Below are 7,400 nucleotides of genomic sequence, written 5' to 3' on the forward strand. Positions count from 1 at the left end.
CCTGCAATGGTACTTTGTATAGCTTCAATAATCTGCATTTTTAATTCACTGCGGTTGTAGATAAGGCTTACTTCTCGTGCGGGTACCGGCTCTGCAAACATCCTTAAATTTTTCTTTTCAGAATCTTTAATATCAAGGGTATGCAAATAGGGGAGCAGGGTCATCCCTAAACCTTCGTTAGCCAGTTTTATTAAAGTTTCAAAACTTCCGCTTTCCAACTGAAAATGGTCATCATCATAATTTCTGGAAGATTTACACAGGTTAAGAATACCGTCTTTAAAACAATGCCCATCTTCAAGTAGCAACATATCGTCTATATCCAGATCGTTGATTTCAATCTTTTCCTTTTTATGAAGCCTGTGACTGTTTGGTATATAACCTACAAAAGGTTCATAATAAAGTACATTTTCTTTAATTCCCTGCAGTTCAAGTGGGGTTGCGGCAATTGCAGCATCTAAATGTCCTTCTCTTAAACGTTCAATAATTGCATCGGTATTTAGTTCTTCAATCTTAAGCTTTACTTTAGGATATTTCTTAATAAAATTATTGATGAACATAGGCAATAGAGTAGGCATAACCGTGGGAATTACACCTAGTTTAAAAATACCGCCTACAAAGCCTTTTTGTTGATCTACTATATCTTTAATCCGGTCACTTTCATTCACAATATTTCGCGCCTGTTGCACAATTTTTTCCCCGGTTTCAGTAAGCTGAATAGGTTTTTTGGTTCTATCAAAAATCTGTACATCCAGTTCTTCTTCCAGCTTTTGAATTTGCATACTTAAGGTAGGCTGGGTTACAAACACCTTTTGAGCCGCCTTGGTGAAATTCCTATGTTCGGCAACCGCCAATACATAATGCAGTTGTGTAATCGTCATAATTTGAAGCTTTATTATTACTACAAATGTATTGGTTTTTTCTATTCTGAATTAAAATAAATATGATTTTATCTATACGCAGAGATGAATATTAGACTTCTGAAACTAAAACCTGAGGTTTAATTCCTTCTTCTCGCCATTAAAATTGAATTTAGCATCTTCCCAGGTTGGTGGCCCGTATAAATTCATTTGATTGTTTGAGACTCCATAATCTTCAGTAGGCATACCATTTGATTCAAAATCCATTCTCTGGTTCCTATTTTTATCATGGTAGGCAGTTACAGCATAGGTTCCAGGGGGTATTTCACTAAAAGTGACCGCTGCAACACCATCTTTAATTTCACTTACTTCTCTCTTTACTGGTGCTTGTTTGAGGAAATTAACTTTATTAAAAAGGGCGAAATAAACTTTTCCTTCTTCCGAAGCAAGGTTATCTACATTCACACGAATGTTACCCGAATTTTCTGTTTAGGCTAAAGCAAGATTGCAAAGAAAAAGACTAAATAAAATGGCAATTGTTTTCATAATTAGTTAATTTTTATTGGTTTATAGCCTCAAAACTAATTTGATTTATCCTTTAGATTTAATAAATAATACCGAGTTGTAATTTTTGAGTGCTGAATTGTAGATTCTTCAGAAGAAAAGAGCAAAAAGAGTAAAGAGGAAAGACTGAAAGAAAATTGGGATTGGTGTAAGACTGGAGCCAACTCTTCAATTATGCTAACTTCCAGGTAAAAGATTACAACGCCGCTGCGTTGCTCGTAATAGCGGGATTAAAGTATTCCCCTCGCTTTAATTTCAAGGTATTTATTGATGGCATTTATACTTAAATCTTCGGGTTTGGTGAGTAAAGTATTAATTCCTTGTTGCCTTAATTCGGCGGCCATTAGTTTTTTATCGTGGGCAAAACTTTCGGCGATTACCTGGTGAGCCATATCGGAAGTATTCTCAGGATTGCTACTTATCACTTTATCCAACTCGGTATTTTCAAAAAATATAACCACTAAAACGTGTTTCTTATTAATGGCCTTTAAATAGGGAAGCTGTCTTTTTAAAGCCGAAATATGTTCAAAATTGGTGTATAACATCAGCAAACTGCGTTGTGTAACTCTTTGTCGCAAATTACTGTAAAGCATATTAAAATCTGAATCGGGAAATTGAGTATTGATATTATATAAACGCTCCATTATTTGTTGCAACTGGCTTAATTTTGCATTGGCTTTTAAGATATTTCCAATTTTTGATGAAAAAGAAATTAGCCCTACTTTATCCTTTTTCTTCAGCGCTATATTAGAAAAAGCCAGGCTGCTATTAATTGCATAATCCAGCAAACTCAAACCATTAAAAGGCATTTTCATTACCCGGCCGGTATCTATAATTGTATAAATTGGCTGCGCTTTTTCATCCTGAAACTGATTTACCATAAGGTCGCCCTGTTTGGCGGTGGCTTTCCAGTTTATGGTTCGCACATCGTCTCCCGGCACATATTCCTTAATTTGTTCAAACTCCATCGTGTGGCCAATCCTTCTAATTTTTTTTAATCCTGGTTGTGATAAACGATTATCTATAGCTAAAAAATCCAGTTTTTTCATCTGGATAAAAGATGGATATACTTTCAGCATTTGCTTGTTTCCAAAAACCGAGCGTCTTTTCACCAAACCAATTTTGGTAAAAACGTAAATGTTTAGTTTTCCAAAGTAATATTCCCCACGAGCAACTGGCCGTAAATAATAGCTGAATTTTTCAGAATTACCGGCGCCAATCTTTAATTGTTTTAAAAAATCCCGCTTTTGAAACTGTATAGGGATTTCATCAATAATTTCAGTATAAATAGAAAAGCCATAGTTATTTTCCAGGATTATTTCCACTTCATTTTCATCTGAATTTGAAAATTTCTGCGGAAGAATTCTTTCTGCATTTATTCGGTTAGATTTATACAGGCTAACTAAATCGGCTAGAAAAAACAATAGCAGGATAAGGCTTAAAACCCAGGTGAATCCGTATAAAAAATTAAAGAAATAAGAAAATAGAAAGAGCAATGCGATAGCAAAGATCGCATAGAAAAATCGCTGATTTAAATATAAAGATTTAAAGAATTTGAGCACTAGCGTGGAATTTCTACAGATTGCGAGATCATTTCTATTACTTCTTTGGTGGTAATCCCTTCCATTTCACGATCGGGACTAATAATTAATCTATGCGCTAAAACAGGATTTAGTGCTTTTTTAATATCCTCTGGAATTACAAAATCTCTTCCGTTTATTGCTGCAAATGCTTTAGAAGCATTCATCACCGCGATAGATGCTCGGGGAGAAGCCCCAAGATAAATGTGAGAGTGATTACGCGTTTTTCCCACAATACTGGCAATATAATGCATCAGTTTTTCTTCCACGATAATCTCCTGAATCTGGCCTTTTAACTCGTTTAGATTCTTAGGATTCAAAACAGCTTCAATCTGTGAAATAGGTAGTGAACCCTTGCGGTCGTGGTGGGTTTTTAGAATATTTATTTCGTCTTCAAGACTCGGGTAGTCCACTTCAATTTTAAATAAAAAACGGTCTAATTGGGCTTCTGGTAGAGCGTAAGTTCCTTCCTGTTCTATAGGATTTTGTGTAGCCAGGACCATAAATGGTGCTTCCAAATCGTGCTGCACCCCATCTATGGTAATTTGGCGCTCTTCCATCACCTCAAACAAAGCTGCCTGGGTTTTAGCAGGAGCGCGGTTAATTTCATCTATTAAAACGATATTAGAAAAAATAGGTCCGGGTTTAAATTCAAATTCACCTTTTTGCGCATTTAAGACCGAAGTTCCTAAAACATCACTCGGCATCAAATCTGGCGTAAATTGAATTCGGCTAAAGTTTGTCTCCAGGCTTTTAGCAAATAATTTTGCGGTTAAGGTTTTGGCCACGCCGGGCACACCTTCAATTAAAACGTGACCGTTAGAAAGCAGGCCTGCGATTAAGAGTTCTACAAAATCGTTTTGACCTACAATTACTTTGGCCAGTTGGTTTTTTAAACTTGAAACCGCTTGTTTAAGATCGTCCAGCGGGATGCGACTGTCAAAATCTAAAGATTCGTTTTCCTTATTTATTTCGTTTTCCATTGGAATGTGATTTAAAATTATTTATTGCCTCAGAAAGTTCATAAAACTCACTTTTACCGGCACTTTTATTATTTGAGAGCTTTTCGATTTTCTCAAAAAGTTTTTTTCCTGAAGCTTCGCTGTTTCCAGATTTTGCCGCCAGTAAAGTATAGAATTCTTCGTCTATGGTTTTCGTTGAAATCTTATAGTGAAAACGAATATATTCAAGAAATAAATTCACTTTCTTAGAGATCAATTCTTGGTATTCTTTTTCTTCTAAGTAAAGATTTCCAACAGTTTTGGCATATTCGTAACTCTGATTTTTTAAAGGATCTACCACCGGAATAGACCGCTGTTTTCGTTTTCCTTCAAAAATAATGAACAAAACGCAGCCGGCCAGCAGAAAATAATAGGCCCATTTAAGGCGGGTATCACTTAGTAAAATATAAAGCGGGGAAGAATAATATGTTTTTCCGGCTTTATAATAATTATCCAAAAATACCTGATTTTCCTTATCCATATAAGCCAGGATATTTTCGGCATATTCGTAATTCTCATTGCTTAGTAAAAAGTAATTCCCAAAAGCTTCAGGGGTATTATGCAGGTAAATTTTACCTTTTCCAAAACCTGACCTTATAAAATTAGGTTGACTGTTCTTTTCATCTCCCTGGATATTTATTTTTCCCAGAACCTCGATTTGCGCACTGTCTTTTTGATGAAAGTAAAGTGACGAAAATTCATTTTTAAACTTAAAATCGGTTTCTCTTTTTAAAGCTGAATTTTCAAAATTCAATTGTGGTTTTGAACTTAGATCGTTTTTAGGAATAAAAATCTTATTTTCTAAACGAAGTGTATCTAACAACTCGGGACTAATTCCCCTGGCAGATATAAAAAGATGATTTCCATTAGCAACCCAATCAAGCAATTTATTTAACTCATCGTGGTCAAAATACACGGCATTATTGAGGAAAAAATAGGTGCCGTTTTCCAGGCTATCAGATAGTTTTTCGAATGGTGGGACACCAACTTCTTCAAACTTCCAGTTTTCAGTATTTTTCCAACTATCATAAAAAACAAAACTACCCAGCGGTATTTTATCGTCACTCATATAACTGGACGTCCAGTTTACCGGTTCAGGTTCTGTAGCCTCCAGGTAAGTGAGGAAAATTACCAAAAGCAGGAATGCGGCAAAGAAGAGTTTTGAAGTCTTACCCATTATTTCCGCTTTTCAGGTTATTTTCCATTTGGCTAAATTCCCGGTTTACTTTCTGAAAACGCGATTTAGAAAGATTAAAATCTCCATACCAGATAAAATCGTAAAGACGCGTGATTTTAGTGAACTGGTTTTTTATTTCAGTCTCCTTTATTTCGTTGATATAATCCTCATTTGTTTTTTGAAATCTATACTGAATATGATCTTTTTGATCCAATAAACGCAGGCTCTTCAAATATAAATATCTAACCGCTAACCGATAATTTTCGTCCCGAATTGCTTCATTAATTAATGAAGAAATATCAGCCGATTTCACGATATCTTCTTCTTTTTTAAGATTTACCCTTCCGGTAATAGGTTCCGCCATCACGGCATTCCCGGGATTTAAGCGAATAAAAAGCCAGGTAATTAAACCAAGGACCAAGATTAGGAATATATAAGGTAAAGCTGAAAGAACTGCACTCCAAAAAGCGTTGGTTTGGTAATCGCCAAAAAGCCATTGTAAAAAGGCATTCCATTTAAGGTTAACCCAACGTTTTAAGCGTGTCCACCAGGAATCTTCTTCAATTTTTTCTAAATAGTCAAATGCTTTATCCGCTTTATAATTTTTAATTTTTTCAGTATCAAAATCAACCTTTTCCAGAGTTTCTTCAGAAGAATTCTGAACCACTTCCGTAGAATCAGTCATCGCTTGTTCCTGCGGAATTAAGTTTCCGAAGAAAATAAAACTGAAAAGAAGAAAGACTTTAATCATTAATCGTTTTTACCAAGATTTTCAATGCTTTCGTAGGCGCCGGTAAAGTATTTTATTTCATTGAGGTTATAATAAACAAAAGCCACCCCAATTGGCGTAATAGCGTAAAGCAGGTATTGAATGGCAGACGCAATTATGGTTAAGGTGAGATAAACCCAATCAAATAATTCGGCAACATTTGTTGAAGAAGCCGAATTTTCTTCCATAATTGTGAACATTTTTACAAAAGTATAAATGAGCACCGGCAGTTGAAAAATAAGGCTGATGATATACACGATAAGCCAGATTAAGAAAAGGCTTATAAAACTCATCCACCAATTATCTTTTACAAGATGAAAACCTTCAGAAATACTACCGCCAATACTTTCGTTTTTAAAAACAAGTACCGCAGCAGCAATACTAAGCGGAACACTTAAATAAATTCCCGGCAGGATAAAAATTATAAGTCCGGCGAAAATCAAGATCCAGGTAACGGCACCAAGTCCAAACATTTTTCCTAAATCCTTTTTCACACCTTGTTTAACTTCCTGGTGCTTGGCTTCTCCATTATTAGTAACGTAGGATTTTATAAAATGAAATGCCGCCACGTTCATTACTGAGAAATATAATAGTAGCCCAACCATTAATAAGCCAAAACCAATAAAAAACCCGCCATCCTGATTGAACATTAGAGAATTTCCAACCGTGGTATACGAATAATAAGATACGGCAGCGATTAAAAGCAGAAACGCCGGCCAGGCAATTTTTATAACACTTGTAAAATAGGCTTTATAATTTTCACGAATAAACTTAAACGTATAGCTTATAATATCGCCCAGCTCTCGCTGTTGCTTAAAATCAATGTAATCCTGCTTCATGAATTTGTTGTTTTTTATGTAGAAATATGGGGTAAAAAATATAGTAAAAAAGAATTAGTGCCAGGGAGCTGCCAATAATTAAAATTGCCAGCCAGTCGGGCATTTGGGTTAATCGGGTTACGAAGCCTTCCAGAAATCCCGCCAGGATAAAAAATGGAATGGTACTAATTACGATTTTTAATCCGTTTTTAACGCCCTTTACAAAAGAGGTAAGACGAGTGTAAGTTCCGGGGAAAAGTATACTTTTTCCAACTACCAGTCCTGCGCAACCCGCAATAATAATTACTGAAATTTCAATAGTCCCGTGAATCCAAATTGTTCTGGCAGATTCCCAAAGTAAACCCTGGTCGTAAAAGAAATATTGAAAGGAGCCGAGCATTACGGCGTTTTGCATTAAAATAAACACCGTACCAATTCCCGCCAGGATTCCCATACTAAAAGCCATTAGCGAGACCCGAATATTATTGATGGTAATTCCCAGGAACATATCGGTTTCAGACATTTTTTTATAAACCGCCATAGGATCTCCTTCAGCAATATTCTGTAAAGTCATATTCACATAGGCATCGCCTAAAATACTTCTCACAAAAGTATGATCTGATGCTGCTGAAAA

General features: G+C 35.6%; 8 protein-coding genes. All 8 read right to left on the minus strand.

Annotation, left to right across the window (positions count from 1 at the left end; genetic code table 11):
- The coding region (locus tag AACZ30_RS11880; protein ID WP_339649556.1) for a LysR substrate-binding domain-containing protein at positions 1–878 on the minus strand (878 nt) is incomplete at its 3' end.
- A 105-nt stretch (positions 879–983) separates the two neighbouring features.
- A complete protein-coding gene (locus AACZ30_RS11885; RefSeq protein ID WP_339649558.1) occupies positions 984–1,322 on the minus strand; it encodes a DUF2141 domain-containing protein in 339 nt (112 codons plus the stop codon).
- Between the two features lie 329 nt (positions 1,323–1,651).
- Entirely contained in the window at positions 1,652–2,983 is a 1,332-nt protein-coding gene (locus tag AACZ30_RS11890; RefSeq protein WP_339649560.1) for a DUF58 domain-containing protein, read from the minus strand.
- A complete protein-coding gene (locus AACZ30_RS11895) occupies positions 2,983–3,984 on the minus strand; it encodes a MoxR family ATPase (RefSeq protein ID WP_339649561.1) in 1,002 nt (333 codons plus the stop codon). Before AACZ30_RS11895 ends, AACZ30_RS11890 begins: the two co-directional genes overlap by 1 nt.
- Positions 3,965–5,179 carry a DUF4350 domain-containing protein gene (locus AACZ30_RS11900; RefSeq protein WP_339649562.1) on the minus strand — a complete coding sequence of 405 codons (1,215 nt, stop codon included), beginning with the start codon at positions 5,177–5,179 and terminating at the stop codon, positions 3,965–3,967. The genes AACZ30_RS11895 and AACZ30_RS11900 overlap by 20 nt, the downstream gene beginning before the upstream one ends.
- A complete protein-coding gene (locus AACZ30_RS11905; RefSeq protein WP_339649563.1) occupies positions 5,172–5,930 on the minus strand; it encodes a DUF4129 domain-containing protein in 759 nt (252 codons plus the stop codon). Before AACZ30_RS11905 ends, AACZ30_RS11900 begins: the two co-directional genes overlap by 8 nt.
- Positions 5,930–6,787, minus strand: coding sequence for a hypothetical protein (locus tag AACZ30_RS11910; protein ID WP_339649564.1), 858 nt, complete (start codon positions 6,785–6,787; stop codon positions 5,930–5,932). The genes AACZ30_RS11905 and AACZ30_RS11910 overlap by 1 nt, the downstream gene beginning before the upstream one ends.
- The coding region (locus AACZ30_RS11915) for a stage II sporulation protein M (RefSeq protein ID WP_339649566.1) at positions 6,768–7,400 on the minus strand (633 nt) is incomplete at its 5' end. The genes AACZ30_RS11910 and AACZ30_RS11915, both read right to left, overlap by 20 nt.

Source organism: uncultured Salegentibacter sp. (assembly GCF_963972535.1).
Lineage (GTDB): Bacteria > Bacteroidota > Bacteroidia > Flavobacteriales > Flavobacteriaceae > Salegentibacter.

Excerpts from the sequence above, each read along its gene's own strand:
- AACZ30_RS11895 (WP_339649561.1), bottom strand. The coding sequence starts at position 3,984 with ATGGAAAACGAAATAAATAAGGAAAACGAATCTTTAGATTTTGACAGT.
- AACZ30_RS11900 (WP_339649562.1), bottom strand. The coding sequence starts at position 5,179 with ATGGGTAAGACTTCAAAACTCTTCTTTGCCGCATTCCTGCTTTTGGTA.
- AACZ30_RS11905 (WP_339649563.1), bottom strand. The coding sequence starts at position 5,930 with ATGATTAAAGTCTTTCTTCTTTTCAGTTTTATTTTCTTCGGAAACTTA.
- AACZ30_RS11910 (WP_339649564.1), bottom strand. The coding sequence starts at position 6,787 with ATGAAGCAGGATTACATTGATTTTAAGCAACAGCGAGAGCTGGGCGAT.